Origin of the sequence: Flavobacterium franklandianum (genome assembly GCF_007097365.1) — a bacterium.
Taxonomy (GTDB): domain Bacteria; phylum Bacteroidota; class Bacteroidia; order Flavobacteriales; family Flavobacteriaceae; genus Flavobacterium; species Flavobacterium franklandianum.
Genome location: NZ_VJZR01000035.1, coordinates 2,565 through 5,187 on the forward strand (window position 1 = coordinate 2,565; position 2,623 = coordinate 5,187).

Genomic DNA, 2,623 nt, shown 5'->3' on the forward strand with positions numbered 1-2,623 from the left:
GCATCACCTTTATTTCATTTAAACAACATTCATCTAGCTTTAAAAATCACTCGAACTGAGGCGTGACTATCAAATATTTTCTCATTTAAAACCATCCGTCTCTTCGAGTGATTTTGAATAGTAGGGTTCTCGATACAATTTTTAAAGCATTACCTTTTATTAATTTAATCAACCTTTATCTAGCTTTAAAAATCACTCGAACTGACGAGCGATTATCAATTATCCTCTTATTTAAAACCATCCGTCTCTTCGAGTGATTTTGAATTGTAATGCGACAGCTTTACTATTCAAAATTGTATCGAGAAGCCTTTTGATTAGCAAGGTTCTCGATACAATTTTTAAAGCATCACCTTTATTTAATTTAAACAACATTCATCTAGCTTCAAAAATCACTCGAACTGACGAGTGATTATCAATTATCCTCTTATTTAAAACCATCCGTCTCTTCGAGTGATTTTGAATTGTAATGCGACAGCTTTACTATTCAAAATTGTATCGAGAAGCCTTTTGATTAGCAAGGTTCTCGATACAATTTTTAAAGCATCACCTTTATTTAATTTAAACAACATTCATCTAGCTTCAAAAATCACTCGAACTGACGAGTGATTATCAATTATCCTCTTATTTAAAACCATCCGTCTCTTCGAGTGGTTTTGAATAGTAATGCGACAGCTTTACTATTCAAAATTGTATCGAGAAGCCTTTTGATTAGCAAGGTTCTCGATACAATTTTTAAAGCATTACCTTTTATTAATTTAATCAACCTTTATCTAGCTTTAAAAACCACTCGAACTGACGAGTGAAATAAACAGCTCCTAATTGCCATGTTCCTCGAAACTACAATTCAATGCTTTCTCCAATTTCCAGCAACATTAAATCTTTGCCTTTGTCGAAAAACTTACGAATGGCTTCCTCGTGGTTGATTTCGATGAATCCGAACGTATCGTAGTGTGCGCCCAATATCTTATCGCATTCGACAAAATCCGAAGCTAGGATAGCATCATCGACATCCATCGTGAAATTGTTGCCAATGGGAAGGATAACCAAATCGAGTTTGGTTCGCATCGGGATCAGTTTCATATCCATCGTGAGGGCTGTATCACCCGCAATATAGATGTTTTTGTGTTCGCCTTCGATGACAAAACCACCTGGATTACCGCCATAACTGCCGTCGGGAAAAGAACTAGAATGCACGGCATTGACATATTTGACCTTTCCGAAGTCGAAACTCCAGCTCCCACCGTGATTCATTGGGTGCGATTTAAAGCCTTTTTCGCTAAAATGCGTTGCAATTTCGTAATTCGAAACGACAACAGCATTGGTTCTACCGGCAATGTATTCGACATCTAGAATGTGGTCGCCGTGAGCGTGAGTCAGGAAAATATAATCGGTATGAAGCTCGTTAATATTGATGTGCGACGCACTAGGATTGGCCGAAATATAAGGATCAACTAGAATGTGTTTGCCCCCCACTTCGATTCCCAATGATGCGTGACCGTAGAATGTTATTTTCATCTGTTCTATTTTAAAAGATATATTTAAACCTTTAAACTCTTAAACCTTTAAACCCTTCACCAAACCCTATCTCCCTCCCAAAAAGAGATTTACAACAACATCTTGTATCAACGAAATCATACAAACTGCCAGAAGTACGGAAAGCGCAAAAGTGCTTAAGGCTAATTTTTTTAACTCTGGATCTAATGATCTAGGGTCTTGATTTTTATAAACTGTACTTAAATGTTTAGTCAAAGGAATGTAAGCCAATAAAAACAAATACTGATCGTAGCTAAAATTAGTAGTAATGGCAAAAACCAAAACCAAAACCATCGCCGAAACGATTAGAAAATAATGGTATTTCTTTGCTTTGGTTGCTCCAATTTTTACAACAATCGTATTTTTATTCGACTTTCGGTCGGAGACTTCATCGCGCATATTATTCAAATTCAACACCCCGACACTTAAAAATCCGATGGCGGTTGCTGGCAGAAAAAGGTCGAAATCCAATTGTTTTGAGTACAAGAAGTTGACGCCCAAAGTACTCACCAATCCGAAGAACACAAACACAAATACATCGCCAAAGCCACGATAGCCATAAGCTGTATCCCCAACAGTGTAGCGAATCGCCGAAGCAATCGCCAAAATTCCCAAGACTAAAAAGAATAAAGAATAACTTAAATTAGTGTATCTAAAAGAATAGTAAATCAACAACATAGCCGAAAATAATGTAAGAACCGAAGTGATAATTATGGCACGTTTCATAGCTTGTGGCGAAATCACCCCAGATTGTATGGCCCGCTTGGGACCAATACGGTCTTCGTTATCGGTTCCTTTCATCCCATCACCATAATCATTGGCAAAATTAGACAGGATTTGCAATCCCAAAGTGGTGAGTATGGCATAGCCAAATATCCTCCAATTGAAAACCTCTGTAGGTGTGAGGACGTTATCCGTAGGATAAGCTAAAGCATACATACTCCCCACAATTATTCCGGATACTGATAAAGGTAAGGTTCTTAATCGTGCGGCTTGAATCCAATGTTTCATTTGAGGTTAGAGGTTAGAGGTTAGAGGTTAGAGGTTAGAGGTTAGAGGTTAGAGGTTAGAGGTTAGAGGTTAGAGGTTA

General features: G+C 37.6%; 2 protein-coding genes. Both read right to left on the reverse strand.

Going from position 1 to position 2,623, the window contains the following annotated elements; all coding sequences use genetic code 11:
* Nucleotides 1-837: 837 nt before the first annotated feature.
* Nucleotides 838-1,515: a metal-dependent hydrolase gene (locus tag FNW17_RS16155; protein ID WP_143392099.1), complete on the reverse strand. Its 678-nt coding sequence runs from the start codon at nt 1,513-1,515 to the stop codon at nt 838-840.
* A 66-nt stretch (nt 1,516-1,581) separates the two neighbouring features.
* Nucleotides 1,582-2,544, reverse strand: a complete 963-nt coding sequence (gene menA, locus FNW17_RS16160; RefSeq protein WP_143392098.1) for a 1,4-dihydroxy-2-naphthoate octaprenyltransferase — start codon at nt 2,542-2,544, stop codon at nt 1,582-1,584.
* Nucleotides 2,545-2,623: the final 79 nt, after the last annotated feature.

Excerpts from the sequence above, each read along its gene's own strand:
- FNW17_RS16155 (WP_143392099.1), bottom strand. The coding sequence starts at position 1,515 with ATGAAAATAACATTCTACGGTCACGCATCATTGGGAATCGAAGTGGGG.
- menA (WP_143392098.1), bottom strand. The coding sequence starts at position 2,544 with ATGAAACATTGGATTCAAGCCGCACGATTAAGAACCTTACCTTTATCA.